The organism is Pseudomonas furukawaii (genome assembly GCF_002355475.1).
Lineage (GTDB): Bacteria > Pseudomonadota > Gammaproteobacteria > Pseudomonadales > Pseudomonadaceae > Metapseudomonas > Metapseudomonas furukawaii.
In genome coordinates, this window is the sequence record NZ_AP014862.1 from 1,852,641 (window position 1) to 1,874,275 (window position 21,635).

The window sequence follows — 21,635 nt, forward strand, 5'->3', positions numbered from 1 at the left end:
ACGCCCGGACCGGGCCAGGGGAGACCGTCATGTACAGCCTGAAAAGCTTCACGCTCAACCAGAAGGATATTAGCTTCCTGCTGCAGCAGGTCAGCTTCCCGACCCTGCGGGTGGTGGGCTACACCGCCACCGGCGAGGCGCTGTTCGGCTACACCGGCTCGGACGGCGCGGTGCATGTGCTGGGCACCGATGGCAGCTTCGATCCACTGGCCATCCCCGCCGGCGAGAGCGTCTGGTACAACGGCGCGCGCGATCCCATCGGCCTGCGCAACGTCTCCGGCTTCTTCAACAACCTCACCCATGACGGCCATGCCTGGGGCTCCTTCGGCCAGGACTTCATCCGCCTGACGCTGCCCGACTACAGCCACTACGTGCAGCAGAACGCCGGCAACGCCGCCTGGCAGGACTACCTCGCCAGCCACCCGGGGGCCGACCTGGGCAGCGCCACGCCCTATGCCGACCCGAACGCATCGGTGGTGGACTACACCCCGCGCATGATCAGCCAGACCATCGCCAGCGGCGGCGTGGTCTTCGCCCGCGATGCCCAGGGCCATATCGTCCACGATGCCAACGGCGTGGCGGTGGTCAGCGATGCCGGCCTGCTCGGCCAGCTGGGCGAGGCGGACCCGACCTCGCCCGACAGCGGGCAGTTCTTCATCCGCAACCTCAACACCGTCGCGGGCGACCCCTCCACCACCGGCTGGTTCACCCTCTTCGGCCAGTTCTTCGACCATGGCCTGGACTTCATCGACAAGCCCAGCCAGACCGCCACCATCACCATCCCCCTGGCCCCGGACGATCCCCTCTACGGCTCCATCGGCCCGGATGGCCAGCCCGTGCATGCCATCACCATCCACCGCGCCAGCGTCGGCAGCGTGGATGCCGCCGGCACGCCGAACTACCGCAACCTGGACTCGCCCTACATCGACCAGAACCAGACCTACGGCTCCGACGCGTCGGTGACCCAGCTGCTGCGCGAGTGGGTGGCCGACCCCAACAACCCCGGGCATTTCCGCGCCGGCGCGCGGCTGTTCGACGGCACCACCCTGAGCGACGAGGCCGCCTGGACCCTGAACGGCGTGCTGACCCACCAGACCCTGCCGACCCTGGCCGAGTTGCGGGCGCACCTGGCCGCCACCGGGCGTGACGACCTGAGCTGGGACGACCTGGCCAACTTCCGCGTCCGCGACGGCGAGGGCCATGTGCTCGATGCCGACCCCGGCAGCGCTGGCGTCCAGGCGGTCTACAGCCGTCAGGCCCTGCTGCTGGACATGAACCCGCACTTCGACGATGCGCACATCGACCAGGCCCTGCTGGCCAGCCTGGACGCGCGCATCGCCTCCGTGACCTTCGTCCCGGGCAATCCCTATGGCCTCGCCCTGCATTACCAGGACGGATCGGTGAAGACCCTGTTCGACCTGGTCAACCCGGCGGACTTCTCCATCCGCGCCACGCCGGGGAGCGCCGATTACGCAGTGGCCAACGAGCTGTTGCTGGAGTCGGTGGGCGACCATTACATCGCCGGTGACGGCCGGGTGAACGAGAACTTCGGACTGACCGCCATCCACCACGTGTTCCACGAAGACCACAACGTCCAGCTGATCAACCTGCAGCAGGAAATCCTCCAGGCCGACGTGGCGGTGCGCCACAACTGGCAGGTGGGGGTCGCCGATGGCGCTGGCGGCGTCTACACCAACGCCGCCGGTGATTACACCCTGGCCGACGGCGTCACCCTGTCCTGGGACCAGGACAAGCTGTTCCAGGCCGCCAAGCTGGCCGTGGAGATGGAGTACCAGCACGTCGCCATCGACCAGTACGCACGACTGATCACCCCCGACCTGCCGGAGTTCGTCACCTACGACTCCGGCATCAACGCCAGCATATCCCTGGAATACGGCCAGGCCGCCTTCCGCTTCGGCCACTCCCAGCTGCGCGAGACCATCGACGCCCTGGAGCGCGATGCCAGCGGTGCCTACGACCTCACGGGCGCCATCACCCACTACGCGCTGGAGCGGGCCTTCCTCGATCCCCAGGGGTTCGCCGATATCGGACCTACCGCCGTCGCCCTGGGCATGACCCGGCAGGTGAGCAACGAGATCGACGAGTTCGTCACCCCGGCCCTGCAGCAGGGGCTGCTGGGCCAGCCGCTGGACCTGGCCACCATCAACCTGGCGCGGGGGCGGGACCTGGGCCTGCCGACCCTCAACGCCGCGCGGCAGCAGATCCATGACGCCCTGATCGCCGAGCGGCAGACACCCGCCGGCAGCCAGCACCACACCAACCTGATCGTCGATGCGCTGACGCCCTACACCAGCTGGAGCGACTTCGCCAACAACATGATCCACCCCGAGTCCCTGGTGAACTTCATCGCCGCCTACTCCTTCGACGGCGACCTGGGGCACGCCACCGCGCTGATCGAGGCCGACCGGACCGGCAACGACACCGCCTGGGCCGGCGGCGTGGTCACCGCCGAGGACGCCGCCCGCTTCCTCTCCAACGCCACAGGTGCCGATGGCCAGGCCATCGCGGGGGCCGATGGCTTCAACCGCATCGACCTGTGGATCGGCGGGCTGGCGGAGAAGCATGTCTACACCGGCCAGCTGGGCACCACCTTCAACGCCATCTTCGAGGACCAGATGGAGCGGCTGATGGACGGTGACCGCTTCTACTACCTCTACCGCCTGGACCTGGGCCTGCCGGCCATGACCAACCTCAACGAACAGGTGGTCACCGAGCAGTTCAAGGACATCATCGAGCGCACCACCGATGCCCGGCACCTGTCCGGTGACGTGTTCACCTACATGGACAGCTACATCGAGCTGAGCTACCAGGACTCCGGCGCCACCGCCACGGCCTACAAGGGCGAGCACAAGTACGGCCGGCTGATCGAGCAGAATCAGGTGGGCGTCTACTCCACCGGCGGCTCGGGCGGCATTGGCGGCAACGGACTGCTGGTCAACCTGAGCAACCCCGAGACCCACGTCAGCGCCACCTACATCCGCGACTACCGGCCCGACCAGGGAGAGAACCCCGACGGCACCGCGGCGCTGGGCTACAACGCCCACGAGGTGCTGGCCGGCAGCGACTTCAACGACTGGCTGGACCTGGGCGACGGCGACGACACCGGCTATGGCGAGGACGGCGACGACGTGCTGGACGGCAAGGCCGGTGCCGACCACCTCTACGGCGGCAATGGCAACGACGTGATCTACGGTGGCGACATCGACGACTTCCTCGATGGCGGCGAGGGCGACGACATCGTCTACGCCGGCACTAGCGCCGGGGCCATCGATATCGTCATCGGCGGCAACGGCAACGACCACCTCTACGGCGAGGCCGGGATCGACGAACTCTACGGCGGCGCCGGCAACGACTACATCGACGCCGGCGGCGACACCGACCTGGTGCATGGCGGCGACGGCTCCGACGAGATCTACGGCGGCGACGGCCCGGACATCCTCTTCGCCGAGGGCGGCGACGACATCGTCTCCGGCGGCTCCACCGGCGACCAACTGTTCGGCGGGGAGGGCGACGACATCCTCCTGCCCGGCATCGGCGGGGCGCCGGGACAGGGCGATGGCGACGAGGCGCTGGGCGACGTGGGCTTCGATATCGCGGCCTTCAGCGACGTCAACATCCAGCTGGACGCCGCGGCCGACCTCAATGTGCAGAACGTCGTCGCCGCCCCCGGCACCGGCGTGCTCTACCAGCCCTTCAACGCCCTGCTGGCGAATATCGAAGGCCTCATCGGCTCGCGCTTCGCCGACGCCCGGCCCGATGCCGGCAACCCCGGCGCGCCCGGCGCCGGCCTGATCGGCAGCGCCCTGGACAACTGGCTGGTGGGCGGCAGTGGCGACGACGTGGTCCAGGGTAACGCCGGCAACGATGTGCTCGTCGGGGATTCCATCGGCCTGGCCGACCTCAACCACCTGCTCGCCGCACAGGGCTATGCGCGCCATTTCGTCGACCTTCAGGCCGCCCGGCCCGGCTTCGTGCTCGGCGACAACCATGCCGGCGGCACCGCCGATGGCGCCGCCGACGTGGCGGTGTTCAGCGGCAACTTCAGCGACTACGGCATCACCCTGATCAGTGACACCAACCCCGGCAGTGCCGAGGTCCGTGGCTTCCGGGTCACCGACCAGCGGCTGGGGGCGGCCAACCTGGACGGCACCGACCTGCTCATCGGCGTGGAGAAACTGCGGTTCGCCGACCGCACCATCAGCCTTGACCTGAACAATCAACTGCCGACCGGCAAGCCGCTGCTCAGTGGCTGGGCCACGGCACCGACTTCGCCCAGCCGACCGCTGCCCGCCCAGTACCGGCTGACCGCCAGCACCGTTGCCATCCAGGATGGCGATGGCATTCCCTCCGGTGCCGGGGCGTTCAGCTTCCAGTGGCAGGTTCTCTCCGGCGCGGTGTGGAGCGCGATCAGCAATGCCACCTCGGCCAGCTATGCGCCCAGCGCGGCGCAGGTCGGCCAGCTACTCCGGGTGGCGGTCACCTTCACGGACAACCACGGCGTGGTGGAAACGGTTTACTCCGATCCCACCGAAGCGGTTGGGCGCTTTATCGAGGGCACCCTGTTCAACGACAACGGCCAGGGCGGCTTCTTCAATCGCGCGGCGCTGGTGGGCACCGCGTTCCAGGACGTGATGCTCGGCAATGCCGGCAACGATGTGCTCACCGGCGGTGAGGGAGGCGACCTGCTGGATGGCGGCAGTGGCAACGACAGCATGAGCGGCGGCGCCGGCAACGACACCTACGTGGTGGGCGCCAGCGGCGACGGCGTCAGCGAGGCGGCCGGCGGCGGGCTGGATACCGTGCTGGCGTCGGTCAGCTATACCCTGGCGGCGAACGTGGAGAACCTGGTGCTGACCGGCAGCGGCAACCTCAACGGCGTCGGCAATGGCCTGGACAACCAGATCAGCGGCAACGCCGGCAACAACCGCCTGACCGGCCTCGCCGGCGACGACCGCGTGGACGGCGGCGCGGGCAACGACACCCTGGTGGCCTCGGTGGGCGACGGCAACGACCACTACGACGGCGGCGCGGGCATGGATACCTACGACCTGTCCGGCACCAGCGCCAACGCCAGCGTCGACCTGGCCGCCGGCACCGCCAGCAGCGTCCAGACCGGCAACGATGTGCTGGTGGCCATCGAGAATGTGCTGGGCAGCAGCGGTGCCAACCAGATCGCCGGTGATGGCGTGGACAACCGGCTGGAAGGGCTGGGTGGCAACGACAGCCTGGCCGGTGCGGCCGGCAACGACTGGCTGGTGGGCGGGCAGGGCAGCGACACCGCCAGCGGCGGACTGGGCGACGACCGCTTCGTCGCCGGCATGCTGGACGGCAATGACAGCTACAGCGGTGACGATGGTTTCGACACCTATGACCTGTCCGGCACCAGCGCCGCCGCCCAGGTCAACCTCGCCACCGGCAGCGCCAGCAGCAGCCAGACCGGCAGCGACCTGCTCAGCGGTATCGAAGGCGTGCTGGGGGGCTCGGGAGCCGATGTGCTGACCGGCGATGCCCTGGCCAACAGCCTGGCCGGCGGCGGCGGTGACGACAGCCTGCTCGGCGGCGGCGGGGCCGACAGCCTGGCGGGTGGCACGGGGCGTGACCTGCTCACCGGCGGTGCGGACGCGGATCGCTTCGTCTTCGCCGCCCTCAACGATTCCGGCACCAGCAGCGGCAGCCGGGATGTGATCAACGACTTCCAGCAGGGGGCCGATCGGATCGACCTCAGCCAGATCGATGCCCGGACCTCCGGCGCTGGCAGTGCTGGCCACCAGGACTTCAGCTTCCTCGGCCTCTGGAACGGCGCCGGCAACGAATTCAACGGACAGGCCCAGCTGAAGTTCCATTACGTCAACGTCGGCGGTGTCGAGCACACCTATGTGGAGGGCAATGTGAACACCAACAATGCCGCCGACTTCCAGATCGACCTCGTCGGGCATATCGCTCTGGCAGCGAGCGATTTCATCGGCGTGGTCTGAACCGTCACCACCCGGCGCCCCCTCGGAGGATGGGGCGCCGGCTCAGCCCTTTCCCGCCTGCGACAAAGCCATTACCTACACCCCAAGGACATTGCCCGCCTACAAAACCGCTGGGTAGCTTCTCCCGCGCTGCTTTCCCCTGGATGGCAGCCGGGTGTGGAAGCCCGACGATCTTGAAGAGACCTGCGCCATAGCGACGCCCGGCGTCGGCAGTCTATGGCGGACCGTGTGAGTGGGCGCATGCCCAGCCGGTTCTGGTGTCTTCCCGGTACTTCCACGCTTGCACGGTCCGCCACCCCTTTCCGCTGTTGGTGGCGGCTCTATCACTGGATGGATGGAGTACTGCCATGAACCTTCCCGAAATCACCCCGCGGATCTTCCTGCGCCACCAGCGCCAGTTGCGCGCTTTCCTCATGGGCCATGAGGCCTGGTTTTCCACCCGCGACCTGCGCCGACTGCTGAACGCCAACATCGACCGCCGCACGCTGTTCCGACTCTGCGACGACCAGCACCGGCGCGTGCGCCTGCGCACGGCCAATGGCTGGTTCGAGGAGGAGGCGGTGGTCAGCGAGTCGGGGCTGCACGACCTGCTCAGTGTCTACTGCTACCACCCGGAGAACCGCATGCTGCGGCGCTGGGTCAGCCACGAGGTGGTGGCGGGGCTGCGTGAGGTGCCGGCCCAGGCGAACTGAGGGTGAGCGTCCGGCGCCCTCTTCCTAGTAGGGCGTCGGATTCTGCGAAGCAAGGCGTAGGACTATGCTTCAGCACTTGCGTGATCCCGGACAATAGCGGCCAGGCCAGGCGACAGTATCATCCGGCATCGATATCGGTTCAGGGAGGGTGATTCGTGCTGAGGAAGCGACCATTCGGGTGGGGATGCCTGTCATGAATTCGGCGCCGATCCTGGAGCAGGGGGAGTCGGGCCTGCGCATTGGGGGCGACTGGACCCTGGCCCATTACGCCGAATTGCGTCGGCGGCTGGCCGGGCTTGCGCCGGTAGGGAGCGAGTCGCCCGTCGACCTCGAGGGACTGCAGAACCTGGATACGGCCGGCGCCGCGCTGCTGGTGGAGCTGCTGGGGGCGCAGCGTCTGGCGCAACTGGACCGGTTGGCGCCAAGCCTTGCGGCCGAACGCAAGGCGCTGTTGCAGACGGTGGCGGCGGCGATGGCCGCCGATGGCCAGGCGCCCTCGACACCGCGTCCTTCGGCCCTGGTGGAGGTGCTGGAGCGCATCGGCGTCGCGGTGGTGGGGCTCTGGCGGCAGACCCTGGCCCTGCTGGGCTTCATCGGGCTGACCCTGCAGAGCATGCTGGCCATCCTCCTGCGGCCCGGGCGCTGGCGGGTGACGTCCCTGGTGGCGCACCTGGAGCAGAGCGGGCTGGACGCGGTGCCCATCGTCGCCCTCCTGACCTTCCTGGTGGGCGCGGTGGTGGCCTTTCTCGGTGCCACCATCCTTTCCGACTTCGGCGCCACCCTGTACACGGTGAACCTGGTGGCCTTTTCCTTCCTGCGGGAGTTCGGCGTGCTGCTGACGGCGATCCTCATGGCCGGCCGCACCGCCAGCGCCTTCACTGCGCAGATCGGCTCGATGAAGGCCAACGAGGAGATCGACGCCATTCGTACCCTGGGCCTGAGCCCCATCGAGCTGCTGGTGCTGCCCCGCGTGTTCGCGATGCTGATCGCGCTGCCCATGCTGACCTTCATCGCCATGCTCAGTGGCATGCTGGGCGGCGCGGTGGTCTGCGCCCTGGCCTTGGACATCTCGCCGGCCATGTACCTGTCGTTGCTGCAGCAGAACATCGAGCTTCGGCATTTTCTGGTGGGGATGGGCAAGGCGCCGCTGTTCGCCTTCCTGATCGCGGTGATCGGCTGCCTGGAGGGCTTCAAGGTCACCGGCAGCGCCCAGTCGGTGGGCGAGCGCACCACCTCCAGCGTGGTCCAGTCGATCTTCGTGGTGATCCTGCTGGATGCGATCGCCGCGCTGTTCCTCATGGAGGTGGGCTGGTGACGGCGCAAGCGATCATCGAGGTACGCGGCCTGCGCAACCAGTTCGGTACCCAGGTGGTGCACGACAACCTGGACCTGGACCTGTTGCGGGGCGAGGTGCTGGGCGTGGTCGGGGGCTCGGGCACCGGCAAGTCGGTGCTGCTGCGCTGCATCCTCGGCCTGCGCCGGGCCAATGCCGGCACGGTGCGGGTGTTCGGCGAGGAACTGCTGGCGTTGCCGGCGGAGCGGCGCTCGGCGCTGGAGCGCCGCTTCGGCGTGCTCTACCAGCGTGGGGCCCTGTTCTCGTCGCTGACGGTGGTGGAGAACATCGCCCTGCCGCTGATCGAACACGCCGGGTTGTCCCGAGACGACGCCGAGGCCCTGGCGCGGGTCAAGCTGGCGCTGGTGGGGCTGCCGGGCGATGCGGCGGAGAAATACCCCACCGAGCTCTCCGGCGGCATGGTCAAGCGTGCCGCCCTGGGAAGGGCCCTGGCGCTGGACCCGGACATCCTCTTTCTCGACGAGCCGACGGCGGGGCTGGACCCCATCGGCGCGGCGGCCTTCGACCAGTTGATCCGCACCCTCACGGACGCCCTCGGGCTCAGTGTGTTCCTGGTCACCCATGACCTGGACAGCCTCTACACGCTGTGCGACCGAGTGGCGGTGCTGGCGCAGAAGCACGTGCTGGTGGCCGATCGCCTGGAGGTGGTGGCCGCCCATCCCGACCCCTGGGTCCGGGAGTATTTCCACGGGCCGCGCGGACGCGCGGCCGAGCAGGCCGCCGGTCATGCGGCAGGGAGTCATTGAATGGAAACGCGAGCCCATCACGTGCTGATCGGATTGTTCACGGTGCTGGTGGTCGGCGCCGCCATGCTGTTCGCCCTCTGGCTGAGCCGCGCGGGTTCCGATCAGCAGCTGCAGGAATACGAGGTGGTCTTCACCGAGGCGGTCACCGGCCTGTCCCAGGGCAGCGCGGTGCAGTACAGCGGCATCAAGGTGGGTGACGTGACCCAGCTGCGCCTGGACAAGGACGACCCGCGCAAGGTGCGGGCGCGTATCCGCATCGTCGGCGGCACACCGATCAAGGTCGACACCCGGGCGCGGCTCTCCATCACCGGGGTCACCGGCACGGCGGTTATCCAGCTCCATGGCGGCTCGCCCGACAGCCCGCTGCTCGGCGGCAAGGGTGGCAAGGTTCCGGTGATCGTGGCCGACCCCTCGCCGCTGGCCCGGCTGATGGCGGGGGGCGAGGACGTGATGCTCAGCGTGACCCGGTTGCTGGAGCAGGCCAACAAGCTGTTTTCCGACGAGAACGTCCGGCAGGTGTCTCTGACCCTGGCCAACCTGGAACAGACCACCGCCGGTCTCGCCGGCCAGCGGGAGGAACTGCGCGGCACCCTGGCGCAGGTGAACGCCGCGACCCGCGAAGCCACCGCGCTGTTGCACAACGCCAACGGCCTGCTGGAAGGGGAGGGGCGGCAGGCCTTTGCCAGCGCCGAGCGGCTGCTGGCCTCCCTGGAACGCAGCAGTCGCAATGTCGAGCACCTGCTGAACGAGAATCGCGATTCGCTGGATGGCGGGATGAAGAGCCTGGGCGAGCTGGGGCCGGCCATCGGCCAGCTGCGGGAGACCCTGGAGTCCTTGCGCAGCTTCTCCCGGCGCCTGGAAGAGAACCCGGGCGGCTACCTGCTGCGCAGCGAGAACCTCAAGGAGTTCCAGCCATGAAGCCTCTGTTTCCGCTGGCCCTGGCCGTGTTGCTGGGCGCCTGTTCGATCCTGCCCGAGGGCGAGCAACTGACGGTCTACCGCCTGCCGGCCACGCCCCAGGCCGTCTCCACGGCAGCGCCGGTGGGTTGGGCCTTGCAGGTGGACAAGCCGCTGGCCAGCCCGCTGCTGGACAGCACGCGCATCGCGGTGCTGCCGGAAGGCGACCGGGTCAGCGCCTACCAGGGGGTGCGCTGGGACGACCGTGGCACCCGGGTGCTGCGGGACCGACTGGTGGACGCCTTCCGCGCCGATGGCCGGGTCGCGGCGGTGGGCAGCGACGAAAGCCGCCTGGTTACCGACCTGGCGCTGTCGGGGGACCTGAGGGCCTTCCAGGGCGAGTACCGGGCGGGGAGGGTGGAGGTGCATATCCTGCTGGAGGCGCGTCTGGTGAGCGGCGACAGTCGCAGGATGGTCGCCAGCCGACGCTTCGAGGTGCGCGAGCCGGCGACGGGCACCGCGCCGGCCGAGGTGGTGAAGGCCTTCGGTGTGGCGGCGGATCGCCTGTCACGGGAGGTGCTGGAGTGGACCCTGGCCGAGGGGGCGGAGGTGGCCGTATCGGGACCGCCGAATTCCGGGAGTCGCGCAGGTTTTTGACTCACGGATCTGTTGATTTTGCAAGTCAACTGCAGCCCCCTTCCAGACGGTTGCAAACAGCGGATCAACGGGGGATGGGGTGTCTGATGGCTCTATTCCGGGCCTTTCAGCCTATGCGACTGGCACCTTGATAGCCCCTTTGCGGCCCATGAGTGCCACGCATTCGCATTTTTGTAAGATATTATTTCTAAGTTTTTTCCATTTTATTCAATGGCTTGCATGTTGTGTTGTGCGGTTTTTGAGTGAAATGTCGACTGCTTGACAGTGCTTTTGGCTGAATCTTTAGTCAGGTGTGTAAGAAATTGTTTCGCCTTGCGGGCGGCTTTGGCGTGAGGGCGCTGTAGCCAGGACCCGGAAACAATAAGAGCTAGGGAGACTGCCATGAGCACTGCTGCACGCGTCCTGTCCTGGTGGGCGGTTCCGCCCATTCCGTTGCACCTCTGCACACTTCACGGTCCGCCGGGTCGATGACCCCGCGCTGGCGTTCAGGCGCCAGCGCCCAGGGATAGAAACCTCCTGCACGAGAGCATGAGTCGCGCTGGCTCCAGCGTCGCTTCGTGCCGGGCTTTCTCGTCCCCAGATCCCGAAGTCAAGTCCAAAGCGTGGCGCCCAGTCCTTGCTGCGATGGCGCTCGCCCCCAAAGCGGTCGGAAACGAGGTAACACGAAAATGGCCAACTTCAACCTGTCGGACCTGGATTTCATCCTTCAGCAGATCCTCATCGCCGAAGCCCAGGCTTCCGGTCAGGATCTCCGCGACCTGCTGCCCAACGTTCAGGTGCCCTGGGGGCTACGTACCGTCGATGGCTCCTTCAACAACCTGTATCTCGGCCAGACGGAGTTCGGCGCCGCCGACAACCTGTTCCCGCGCCTGCTGACGCCGGTGTTCCAGCCTGCGGAGGCGGGCACCAGCTATGCCCAGAGCAGCGGCATCGTCATCGATTCGCAGCCGCGTACCATCAGCAACCTGATCGTCGACCAGACCGCCGACAATGCGGCCGCGACCGCCGCCGCCACACAGACGCCGGGTTCGTCCACCGTCGCCAGTCCCGGCCTGGACGGCCTGTTCGGCACCGCCGACGATGTGCAGACGCTGTTTATCCCGAATGTCTCGCCGGACGCCGGTCTCGCCGCGCCGTTCAATGCCTGGATGACCTTCTTCGGGCAGTTCTTCGACCATGGCCTCGACCTGGTGACCAAGGGCGGCAACGACATCGTGTTCATCCCGTTGCAGCCGGATGACCCGCTCTTCGTGCCGGGCAGCCCGACCAACTTCATGGTCATGACCCGCGCCACCCAGGCCGGCGGCATCCCGGGGGCCAACGAGAACACCACCTCGCCCTTCGTCGACCAGAACCAGACCTATACCTCGCACCCGTCCCACCAGGTGTTCCTGCGGGCCTATGAGATCGGCGCCGACGGCAAGCCCCACGCCACCGGGCGGCTGATCACCAACCGCGACCTGGGGGCGGATGGCACCTTCGGCAGCGCCGACGATGGCGAGATCGGCGGCATGGCCACCTGGGCGGTGGTCAAGGCCCAGGCCCGGGACATCCTCGGCATCAACCTGACCGATGCCAATGTGTTCGATGTGCCGCTGCTGGCCACCGATGCCTACGGCAATTTCATCAAGGGCCCCAACGGCTTCCCGATGGTGGTGATGAAGGGGGCGGACGGCCTTGTCGGCACCGCCGACGATTTCCTGGTGGAGGGTAACCCCGCCGCGCCCATCGATCTGTCCAATGCGGTGGGCACCGGCCACCAGTTCCTCATCGATATCGCCCACAGCGCCGACCCCTCCGCCGGCGCAGGCCTGGTGCGGGACGACAATGGCGTGATCGGCGGTGCGCAGCCCGCCGGCACCTATGACGGCGAACTGCTGGATGCCCACTACATCGCCGGTGACGGCCGGGTGAACGAGAACATCGGGCTGACCACGGTGCACCATGTGTTCCACTCCGAGCACAACCGCCTGGTGGAGCAGACCAAGGCCACCCTGCTGGCTTCCGGCGACCTGGCGACACTCAACCAGTGGTTGCTGACGCCGGTCGCTTCGATCCCCGCCGACGCCTCCACCCTCGACTGGAACGGCGAGCGCCTGTTCCAGGCCGCCAAGTTCGGCACCGAGATGCAGTACCAGCACCTGGTGTTCGAGGAGTTCGCGCGGACCATCCAGCCCCAGGTGGACGGTTTCCTGGCGCCGGTCGGCTATGACACCACCATCGATCCGTCCATCGTCGCCGAGTTCGCCCACACGGTTTACCGCTTCGGCCACTCGATGCTGACCGAGACGGTGGATCGCTTCGACACTGACTTCAACCCGATCACCGTCGACCCGCTGCGCCCCACCGCCGACCAGCAGATGGGCCTGATCGCCGCCTTCCTCAATCCCCTGGCCTTCGCCGCCAGCGGGCCGACGGTGGAGGCCGCCGCCGGGGCCATCGTCCGTGGCGTGACCCGGACCGTGGGCAATGAGATCGACGAGTTCGTCACCGAGGCGTTGCGCAACAACCTGGTAGGCCTGCCCCTGGACCTGGCGGTGCTGAACATCGCCCGGGGCCGCGACACCGGCATTCCCTCGCTGAACGCCGCCCGCCGCGATTTCTATCAGATGACGGGCGATGAGCAGTTGACCCCCTACAGCAGCTGGGTGGACTTCCTCGATCACCTGAAGCACCCGGAGTCCTTGATCAACTTCATCGCGGCCTATGGCACCCATGCCAGCATCACCGGCGCCACCAGCCTGGCGGACAAGCGCGCCGCGGCGACGCTGCTGGTGCTGGGGGGCGCCGGCGAGCCCGCCGATCGCCTGGATTTCCTGCACAGCACGGGCGCCTGGGCCAGTGGCGCCAACGGCGTCACCATCACCGGCCTGGATGCGGTGGACTTCTGGATTGGTGGCCTGGCGGAAGAGAAGATGCCCTTCGGCGGCATGCTCGGCTCCACCTTCAACTTCGTCTTCGAGACCCAGTTGGAGGCCCTGCAGAACGCCGACCGCTTCTATTACCTGGCGCGTACCGCAGGCATGCATTTCGGCACCGAGCTGGAGAACAACTCCTTCGCCAAGCTGGTGATGCTGCACACCGACGTGACCCACCTGCCGAACGCCATCTTCTCCACCCCCACCTGGACCCTGGAGGTGAATCCGGCCGTCCAGCACACCGGGCTTGGCCTCGATGGCCGCGCCGACCCGACTGGCGGCGCCCTGATCGACGGCGTGGAGGTCACGCCGCTGGTGATCCGCGACAATCCCCTGACGGTTGGGCCGGATGGCAACTACCTGCGCTACACGGGTGGTGACCACGTGGTGCTCGGCGGTTCGGCCGGCAACGATATCCTGATCTCCAGCGATGGCGACGACACCCTCTACGGCGACGGCGGTAACGACGAGCTGGAGGGCGGCTATGGCAATGACGCCATTCTCGGTGGCGCCGGCGACGACATCCTCACCGACGCGGGCGGCGACAACCGCCTGGAGGGGGCCGAAGGCAATGACGTGATCCTGGTGGGCAGCATGATGGCCGGCGGCGTCGGCAACCTGATCCTGGGGGGCGACGGCAAGGATTTCATCGTCACCATCGAGGACATTTCCACCACCTTCGGCGGCCAGGGCGACGACTTCATCTACAGCGCCAAGACCAGCCTGCCGCCCACCGGCAACGAGGGCGACGACTGGATCGAGTGCGGTACCCAGGACGGCGCCCCGGGGGACAACTTCGCCCCGCTGCTGGCCGATAACGTGATCGGCCACGACGTCTTCATCGGCGGTGGCGGTTTCGACGAAATGATCGGCGAGGGCGGTGACGACATCTTCGTGGGCAGCGATGCCCAGGACAAGATGGATGGCATGTCCGGCTACGACTGGGTCACCTACAAGAACGATCGCATTGGTGTGACGGCGGACCTGACCCTGGCGGCCTTCCTCGGCATCGGCGAGGTGGGGGACCACATCGCCTTCCCGGTGGCCCAGTCGCCGGCGTCGATCTTCGACCGCTTCGCGGAGGTGGAGGGCCTGTCAGGCTCCGACTTCGCCGATATCCTGCGCGGCGATGACGTGGACCCCACCACCATCGTCAACCATGGCGGCGCCACCGGCGGTGCGCTCACCAACCTGGACCTGATCGACGGGCTGCGGGCCTTCCTCGGCACCCAGGCCAGCGTGGGCGCCGATGGGGTGCTGGGCACCGGGGACGACCTGGTGGATACCTTCATCGGCGGCAACATCATCCTCGGCGGCAGCGGCAGCGACATCATCGAGGGTCGCGGCGGCAATGACCTGATCGACGGCGACCGCTGGCTCAACGTGCGCATCAGCGTGCGGGCCAACGCCGATGGCAGCGGCCCGGAGATCGCCACCTTCGACAGCATGCTGGACCTGATCCCGCTGATGCTGAACCGCACCTACAACCCCGGGCAACTGGTGGCGGTGCGCGAGATCCTCACCGGTAACGCCGACTTCGACACCGCCAACTACCGGGGCCTGGCCTCGGACTACAGCGTGGTGGACAACGGCGACGGTTCCTTCACCGTCACCGATTCGGTCGCCGGCCGCGATGGCGTCGATCGACTCACCAACGTCGAGCGTATCCAGTTCGCCGATGGCACCCAGGTGCTGGTGCCCGGCCTGAATGCCGAGCCCCTCGGCCAACTGACCGTGACCGACCAGAATGGCGGCAGCCTGCAGGTGGGGGATTTCCTCACGGTCTCCTCCGCGAGTATCAACGACGGTGACAATCCCGGCGGCCTGCCGACGGACGTCACCTACGTGTGGCAGGTCGAGCGGGTGCCCGGCTCGGGGCTGTTCGAGGACATCGTCGCCGCCGCCGCCGGGGACCTGGCCTTCCAGAGCGCCAACGGCGAACGCTTCCGGATCACACCGGACATCGCCGGGCTGTCGATTCGCGTCAAGGGCGTCTATCAGGATGCCCATGGCGTGACCGAGCAGGTGTTCTCCGCGCCTACCGCCGCGGTCGACCCCTTCACGCCGCCCCCGGCCACTCCGCCGGTGGAGCCCGGGCCGGCCATCACGGCCAGTGGCGCCGGGGTGCAGCTGGTGCGCGGAGACCTGGACTTCATCCTGGCGCAGATCCGCATCGCCGAGGCCCATGCCGCCGGCGCCGACCTGCTGTCCCTGGTGCCCAATGTGCGGACATCCGCCGGCCTGCGGACGGTGACCGGTGAATTCAACAACCTGCTGAACTTCTCCGGTTTCAACCAGAGCCAGTTCGGCGCTGCCGACAACGCCTTCCCGCGCCTGCTGCCGGCCGAATACACCGACGAGCAGGACGAGACGCCTTTCCTCGGTGTCGGCAATACCAACTACGACTCCGCCGCCAATGTGGTGGACAGCGACCCGCGCACCATCAGCAACCTGATCGTCGACCAGACCGACCGCAACCCGGCGGCGGTGGCGGCCGCCAGTGGCACCGACGGCTCCACCCTGGTGACCAGCCCTGGCCTGGACGGGCTGTTCGGGACCGCCGATGACCAGCAGGTGAACTTCATCCCCAACGTATCTCCGGACGAAGGGCTCACCGCGCCCTTCAATGCCTGGATGACCTTCTTCGGTCAGTTCTTCGACCACGGCCTGGATCTGGTGACCAAGGGTGGCGCCGGCACCGTGTTCATTCCGCTGCAACCGGACGACCCGCTGTTCGTGCCCGGCAGCCCGACCAACTTCATGGTGCTGACCCGCGCCACCCAGGTGGCCGGACCCGGCGCCGACGGCGTACTCGGGACCGCCGACGATACCCGCGAGACGATGAACACCACCTCGCCCTTCGTCGACCAGAACCAGACCTACAGCTCGCACCCGTCCCACCAGGTGTTCCTGCGGGCCTACGAGATGGGTGCCGATGGCCAGCCCCATGCCACCGGCGGGCTGGTCACCAACCGCAACCTGGGCGCGGACGGTCGCTTCGGTACCGCCGATGACACGGAGATCGGTGGCATGGCCACCTGGGCGGTGGTCAAGGCCCAGGCCCGTGACATCCTCGGCATCAACCTCACCGACGCCAATGTGTTCGATGTGCCGCTGCTGGCCACCGACGCCTATGGCAACTTCATCAAGGGCCCCAACGGCTTCCCGCAGGTGGTGATCCGCACCGGCAACGGTGCCGACGGCATCGCCGGGACCGCCGATGACACCACCATCCTGGTGGAGGGCAATCCACTGGCGCCGGTGGACCTGACCAACGCAGTCGGTACCGGGCACCAGTTCCTCATCGACGTCGCCCATGCCGCCGATCCTTCCGGCGGGCTGACGCCCGATGCCGATGGCATCGTCAACGTGGGCGGTGCCCCGGCGGCGGGCACCTATGACAACGAGCTGCTGGACGCCCACTACATGGCGGGCGATGGCCGGGTCAACGAGAACATCGGCCTGACGGCGGTGCATGCGATCTTCCACTCCGAGCACAACCGCCTGGTGGAGCAGACCAAGGCCACGGTGCTGGCGAGCAACGATGTCGCCTTCATCAATGAATGGCTGCTGAGCCCGGTCGCGACCTTCCCGACCACCCAGGCCCAGATCGATGCCCTGCAGTGGAACGGCGAGCGGTTGTTCCAGACCGCCAAGTTCGGCACCGAGATGCAGTACCAGCACCTGGTGTTCGAGGAGTTCGCCCGGACCATCCAGCCCAACATCGACCTGTTCTTTGCACCTACCCAGGTCTATGACGTCGACCTCGATCCTTCCATCGTCGCCGAGTTCGCCCACACGGTTTACCGTTTCGGCCACTCGATGCTGACGGAGACGGTTGACCGTTTCGACGCCAACTTCGATCCGGTGACCTTCGACCCGATGCACCCCACCAACGACCAGCAACTGGGGCTGATCGCCGCCTTCCTCAACCCCCTGGCCTACGCCGCCAGCGGGGTGGATCCGGAGGACGCCACCAGCGCCATCGTCCGGGGCGTGACCCGCACCGTGGGCAACGAGATCGACGAGTTCGTCACCGAGGCCCTGCGCAACAACCTGGTGGGGCTGCCCCTGGACCTGGCGGCGCTGAACATCGCCCGGGGTCGCGACACCGGCGTGGCCACCCTGAACCACGCGCGGGCGCAGTTCTACGAAGCCACCGGCGACAGCAACCTCAAGCCGTACATCAGTTGGGCCGACTTCGTGATGCACCTCAAGCATCCGGAATCGCTGATCAACTTCATTGCCGCCTACGGGACCCACGGCGATATCACCGGCGCAACCACGCTGGCCGGCAAGCGGGACGCGGCCACGGCCATCGTGCTGGGTAGCGCGGGGGCGCCGGCCGACCGGCTGGACTTCCTCAATGGCACCGGCGCCTGGGCGGGCGTGGAGACCGGCCTCAACCTGGTGGACTTCTGGATCGGTGGCCTGGCCGAGCGAATCACGCCTTTCGGCGGCATGCTGGGCTCCACCTTCAACTTCGTGTTCGAGAACCAGCTGGAGAAACTCCAGGACGGCGACCGCTTCTACTACCTGGAGCGCACCGCCGGCCTCAACTTCAACGCCGAACTGGAAGGCAACTCCTTCAGCAAGCTGATCATGGCCAATACCCAGGCCACCCACCTGCCGGGCGTGGTGTTCCTGACGCCGGCCTTCACCCTGGAAGTGAACCCGGCGCTGCAACACACCGGACTGGGCCTGACCGGCCGTGATGATCCGCTGGGGGACAATCCGCTGCTGCCGCTGGTGGTGCGGGACAACCCGGACACTCTGGGGCCGGACAGCAATTACCTGCTGTACCGGGGGCCTGACCATGTGGTGCTGGGGGGCAGCGCCGGCAACGACATCCTGCGCTCCAGCGAGGGTGACGACACCCTCTACGGGGACGGCGGCAATGACCGGCTGGATGGCGGCTACGGCAATGACTTCATCAATGGCGGCGATGGCGACGACATCATCACGGACGTGGGTGGCGACGACAACATCAAGGGCGACAACGGCAACGACGTGATCCAGGGCGGTAACGGCGTCAACCTGATCCTCGCCGGCTTCGGCAACGACTTCATCATCACCGGTGAAGACGCCAGCGAGGCCTTCGGCGGCCAGGGCAACGACTTCATCCTGGGCTCCAAGGCCAATGAGCAGGACATGGGCAACGAAGGGGACGACTGGCTGGAGGCCGGGACCTCGGACGGTGCGCCCGGGGACAACTTCGACCCCTTCGGCAACGACCCCATCGCCGGCAACGACGTCTACATCGGCAGTGGCGAGAACGACAAGTTCAACGCCGAGGGCGGTGACGACATCATGGTCGGCAGCGCCGGCATGGGGGATCGCTACATCGGTGCCTCGGGCTTCGACTGGGCGACCTTCAAGAACGACAGTCGCGGCGTGACCATCGACCTCACCGACCGCTTCTTCGACCAACCGCTGATGCCGGGCTCCGGCGCTTCGGTGCTGACCCGCTTCGACTTCGTCGAGGGGCTGTCGGGCTCGGCCTTCGGGGACGTGCTGACCGGCGACGATGCCGACGCGACGACCCTGCCCACGGCGGGCGCCAAGGGCAGCGTGCTCGCGAACATCGCACTGATCTCGGGCTTGCAGGAGTTCCTCGGCGCCGGTGTCACCTTCTTCGATGGCGGCAACATCATTCTCGGCGGTTCCGGCAGCGACATCATCGAAGGGCGGGGCGGCGACGACCTGATCGACGGTGACAAGTGGCTGAACGTGCGCATCAGCGTGCGCCAGAACCTGGACGGCACCGGGCCCGAGATTGCCAGCTTCAACAGCATGACCGAGATGGTGCCGCAGATGCTCGCCGGCACCTACAACCCCGGCCAACTGGTCATAGTGCGGGAGATCCTGCAAGGCGATGCGGGGCTGGATACCGCGGCCTACCGGGGCCTGTCGTCCGAGTACGAATGGACGGTTAACCCCGATGGCTCGGTGACCATCACCGACCTGGTGGCGGGCCGTGACGGCACCGACCGCCTGACCGGCATCGAGCGACTGCAGTTCGCCGACGGCGTCCTTGACCTTTCCGGTACCGATGCCCGGCCGGAGGGGCTCGTGAGCATCAACGATGGCACGCCGGAAGTCGGCTCCCTGCTGACCGCTTCCCTGGAGGGGGTCAGCGACGCCGATAACGCCGGTGGCACCATCACCGGTCCGGTGTCCTACTACTGGCAGGTGGAAACCGTCCCGGGTAGCGGCATCTTCCAGACCATCACCGGCTTCGCCGCCGGCGAGGTGTCGCGTGCCACCGGACGAACCTTCCAGGTCACTGCCGACCAGGTGGGGCTCGCCATGCGGGTGATGGCCATCTACAAGGACGCCAACGGTGTGCTGGAGACCGTGTTGTCCGATGTGACCGTGCCGGTATCGGATGTCCCGGCTCAGGACGCACCGGTCGGAACCATGCTGATCAGCGACACGACACCGCTGGCCGGACAGCAGTTGACCGCCACCCGGGCCTTCACCGATCCGGACGGCCCGGCCAACCCGGTGCTTGCGTTCCAATGGCAAGCCGGCAGCGGCACCACCTTCAACAACATCGCCGGCGCGACCCAGGCGAACTTCACGCCGACCCTGGCGCATATCGGCCAGCAACTGCGTGTTGTCGTCACCTACACCGACGGCCTCGGCACGCTGGAGACGGTGACCTCGGCGGCGACGTCGGTGGTGGCGGGGGCGCTCATGCTCGGCACTGCGGGGAATGATGTGCTTAATGGCACGGCTGGAGCCGATGAGATTCAGGGCGGTGGCGGTAATGACACCCTGAATGGGTTGGCGGGTGACGATGTTCTGATCGGTGGGGTGGGCAGTGACTTGCTTGTCGGCGGAGCAGGCATCGATACGATGCTTGGCGGCGCAGGCAATGACTTCTACTACGTCGACAATGCCGCGGATACGGTAACGGAGTTGACTGGCGAAGGTCAGGACATGGTGCGGACCACGCTGTCGAGCTACACGCTGGGTACCAATGTCGAGCACCTGGTCTACACCGGCGCGGGGTCGTTCATCGGTACCGGCAACGGGTTGGCCAACACCATGATCGGCAATGGTGGCAATGACACCCTCAGTGGTGGTGCAGGCAATGATGTGCTGAGGGGTAACGCGGGCAGCGATTTGCTTGTCGGCGGAACGGGCATCGACATGATGTTTGGTGGCGCTGGCAATGACTTCTACTACGTCGACAATGCCGCGGACGGGGTGACCGAGTCGTCCGGCGAAGGTCAGGACATGGTGCGGACCACGCTGTCGAGCTACACCCTCGGTGCCAACGTCGAGCACCTCGTGTACACCGGATCGGGCTCGTTCACGGGCATTGGCAATGCGTTGGATAACACCATCATCAGCGGTTCCGGTGATGACCTGCTCAATGGTGGTGCAGGCAACGATGTGCTGAGGGGTAACGAAGGAAGCAACCTGCTTGTCGGTGGAGCGGGCATTGACATGATGTTCGGCGGCACAGGCAATGACTTCTACTACGTCGACAATGTCGCGGACGTGGTGACTGACCTGGCCGGCGAAGGTCTGGATCTGGTACGGACGACGCTGTCGAGCTACACCCTGGGTGCCGGCATCGAGCACCTCGCCTACATCGGCGCGGGCTCATTCACCGGCAATGGCAACGGATCGGCCAACACCATCTTTGGCGGCAATGGTAACGATACCCTCAATGGTGGTGCAGGCAACGACGTGCTAGTCGGTGGCCAAGGGGCTGATACCCTTACGGGTGGCACCGGGGTCGATATCTTCATGTTCGGTGCCGGCTTCGGCAATGACCGGGTCATGGACTTCGACGCCAACCCGGCTGGAGGGCAGGACCTCCTCCACATCGGTGGGCTTGGTATCACCGCGGCGAACTTCGCGGCCAGTGTGTCGATCACGGATGTCGGGGCGGATACCCAAGTGGCTATCGGTGCCAACAGCATCACCCTGGTGGGTGTAGCGGATGCCACGACCGTGACCCAGGCGGACTTCATCCTGGCGAGCTGATGCATCGGAGGGGGTAAACGAAAGAGGCTGGGGCGCGTGGCGCTCCAGCCTCTTTTTTTGTCCGTGGGAAGCGGGTGCGCTTTGCCTTGACCCAAGGTCGCTGGTTTCTTGGCACTTCCGTGCATTTACCGGCCTGGACCAAGCAAGAAAGGTGCCTCTGAAATGCCCGAAAAGCCAGTTGAGCCAACGGTGGTAATCCGCTGATAAGTGGGGATGCCAAGCGGAGCGCTCTAGAACGGGCCTTTCAGGCGTGGGGAGAAGAGCGTGCCAGGATTGCCTGGGCGACCTGGCGATCCGCTGAGCTGCATTCTCAAGGCTTTTTTCTAGCAATTACTATAAAAATCAAATGCTTATACATCTTTTACATTTGGA

7 protein-coding genes are annotated in these 21,635 nt (G+C 66.7%); all 7 read left to right on the plus strand.

Annotated features, from left to right (window positions below; genetic code table 11):
- Window positions 1-29: 29 nt before the first annotated feature.
- The gene (locus tag KF707C_RS08720; protein WP_003452547.1) at window positions 30-5,996 is read left to right on the plus strand and encodes a peroxidase family protein; all 5,967 of its coding nucleotides are present in this window, start codon (window positions 30-32) and stop codon (window positions 5,994-5,996) included.
- Window positions 5,997-6,343: 347 nt separating this feature from the next.
- Window positions 6,344-6,688 carry a BRO-N domain-containing protein gene (locus KF707C_RS08725; RefSeq protein ID WP_003452545.1) on the plus strand — a complete coding sequence of 115 codons (345 nt, stop codon included), beginning with the start codon at window positions 6,344-6,346 and terminating at the stop codon, window positions 6,686-6,688.
- Window positions 6,689-6,881: 193 nt separating this feature from the next.
- Window positions 6,882-8,003, plus strand: a complete 1,122-nt coding sequence (locus KF707C_RS08730; RefSeq protein WP_003452541.1) for an ABC transporter permease — start codon at window positions 6,882-6,884, stop codon at window positions 8,001-8,003.
- Window positions 8,000-8,788, plus strand: a complete 789-nt coding sequence (locus tag KF707C_RS08735; RefSeq protein WP_003452539.1) for an ABC transporter ATP-binding protein — start codon at window positions 8,000-8,002, stop codon at window positions 8,786-8,788. Before KF707C_RS08730 ends, KF707C_RS08735 begins: the two co-directional genes overlap by 4 nt.
- A complete protein-coding gene (locus KF707C_RS08740) occupies window positions 8,789-9,706 on the plus strand; it encodes an MlaD family protein (RefSeq protein ID WP_003452538.1) in 918 nt (305 codons plus the stop codon). It begins immediately after the preceding gene.
- On the plus strand, window positions 9,703-10,341 hold the full coding sequence (locus tag KF707C_RS08745) for an ABC-type transport auxiliary lipoprotein family protein (RefSeq protein ID WP_003452536.1): 639 nt from the start codon (window positions 9,703-9,705) through the stop codon (window positions 10,339-10,341). Before KF707C_RS08740 ends, KF707C_RS08745 begins: the two co-directional genes overlap by 4 nt.
- 668 nt (window positions 10,342-11,009) lie before the next feature.
- On the plus strand, window positions 11,010-21,263 hold the full coding sequence (locus tag KF707C_RS08750) for a peroxidase family protein (RefSeq protein ID WP_096368010.1): 10,254 nt from the start codon (window positions 11,010-11,012) through the stop codon (window positions 21,261-21,263).
- Window positions 21,264-21,635 lie beyond the last annotated feature (372 nt).

What these genes read in the sequence shown, in the direction of transcription:
- KF707C_RS08740 (WP_003452538.1), top strand. Translation starts at nt 8,789, where the DNA reads ATGGAAACGCGAGCCCATCACGTGCTGATCGGATTGTTCACGGTGCTG.
- KF707C_RS08720 (WP_003452547.1), top strand. Translation starts at nt 30, where the DNA reads ATGTACAGCCTGAAAAGCTTCACGCTCAACCAGAAGGATATTAGCTTC.
- KF707C_RS08725 (WP_003452545.1), top strand. Translation starts at nt 6,344, where the DNA reads ATGAACCTTCCCGAAATCACCCCGCGGATCTTCCTGCGCCACCAGCGC.
- KF707C_RS08730 (WP_003452541.1), top strand. Translation starts at nt 6,882, where the DNA reads ATGAATTCGGCGCCGATCCTGGAGCAGGGGGAGTCGGGCCTGCGCATT.
- KF707C_RS08745 (WP_003452536.1), top strand. Translation starts at nt 9,703, where the DNA reads ATGAAGCCTCTGTTTCCGCTGGCCCTGGCCGTGTTGCTGGGCGCCTGT.
- KF707C_RS08750 (WP_096368010.1), top strand. Translation starts at nt 11,010, where the DNA reads ATGGCCAACTTCAACCTGTCGGACCTGGATTTCATCCTTCAGCAGATC.